General features: G+C 34.9%; 2 protein-coding genes and 1 pseudogene. All 3 read left to right on the top strand.

All coding sequences use genetic code 11. From position 1 onward, the window contains the following. Nucleotides 1-324: pseudogene (locus OB87_RS20175) on the top strand (relaxase/mobilization nuclease domain-containing protein); the annotation flags it as partial. 210 nt (nt 325-534) lie between these two features. Further along, nucleotides 535-813 carry a hypothetical protein gene (locus OB87_RS21205; RefSeq protein WP_072025511.1) on the top strand — a complete coding sequence of 93 codons (279 nt, stop codon included), beginning with the start codon at nt 535-537 and terminating at the stop codon, nt 811-813. Between the two features lie 22 nt (nt 814-835). Next, complete coding sequence (locus OB87_RS19280; protein WP_033570985.1) at nt 836-1,153, top strand: hypothetical protein; 318 nt, start codon at nt 836-838, stop codon at nt 1,151-1,153. Nucleotides 1,154-1,210 lie beyond the last annotated feature (57 nt).

Raw genomic sequence — 1,210 nt, 5'->3', positions numbered from 1 at the left:
GCTACTGCTACTGCTACTGCAAAAGATTTTGCTGCAACGGATATACCAAGGGAAAGCATAAGTGAAAAAATTGCTGAACTCGAACTTCGACTCAGAGAAGACAGAAGAAACGGAATCGTAGAAAAGATTCTTCAAAAAAATGTTGTACAACGGCAAAAACACTCCAGGCTTAGTGGCTGGATTCCATTCATAAGAAGGTTCATAGAGCTTCTCAGAAGCTATGGGAAGAGCATTCTTCACAAAACCCATACGACCTTATCAAAAATCCATGCAATGAAATCGTTAAACAAGTCGATTGAAATTCGTTTATATACAGTGAGTTAAAAATGTCATTTGTGATAAACACTCAACTATTGGTTATTAATTTAGATTAAGTCAAGCAAAAATTGATCGTTATTACAGATCGATAATTGATTTATGATAGTCCACGCCTATCAAGTAACAATCATCGATCGGTACAAGTGATTTTACTTTAGCCAGCCAGCCATCGAGAATCCCTACAAACAGCATTTAATCTTTCAGATTGGGATAGCTATGAAAAACGAAACTATAAAGTGCCCATTTTGCTTCAAAGAAAGCCCATTTGGTGTCCGTGTCTGCACTGGCTGTCACGCAACAATTAACTATGGTGTTGTTTCAACGTGGCTTGCTTTACTAATAGGAATTGTGCTGTTAGCGATTGCTTTCCTCATATTCGCTATCAGTCAAAGTTTTATATTAACTGTCGTTATCTATTTTTCCTCAGCAATTTTTTTAAGATTTTATTTACGTGAGAAATTTGCACACAGAGCAGTTTTCACACACCAACATTAATTTATTACAAAAGGGATTAAACATGAAAGCATATGCTATGCTTACAATCATTCTTTCTACTTTCCTATTAACCGCATGTAATAGCGAACCCAGTCAAGATGATATCTACAATGCATTTAAGAGTGTTGTAGATAAAACAAATGCCAGTATGAAAGCTTTTGATTCAAGAGTGTCAGAAAAAGACCTTTTAAAAATCGATTATGTTAAAAAAGTTAGCTGTTCCGAAGAAGCCAATAATGTTTACAACTGTATAGTAGATGCTTCTATTAGCAATATGAAACAAACAAAACCAGTTAAATTAGTGAACTCCGATGGTGTCTGGAAAGAGATACAACAATAAAAATTAAAAACTATCTGAATTTAAAGCCCCTACCGTTAGGGAGGGTGTAATTAAAAT

Source organism: Dickeya undicola, assembly GCF_000784735.1.
Taxonomy (GTDB): Bacteria; Pseudomonadota; Gammaproteobacteria; order Enterobacterales; family Enterobacteriaceae; genus Dickeya; species Dickeya undicola.
Note: the sequence above shows the minus strand (reverse complement) of the source record. Positions and strands in the feature narration are given on the sequence as shown.

Coding starts and splice junctions, on each gene's coding strand:
- OB87_RS21205 (WP_072025511.1), top strand. CDS start 535: ATGAAAAACGAAACTATAAAGTGCCCATTTTGCTTCAAAGAAAGCCCA.
- OB87_RS19280 (WP_033570985.1), top strand. CDS start 836: ATGAAAGCATATGCTATGCTTACAATCATTCTTTCTACTTTCCTATTA.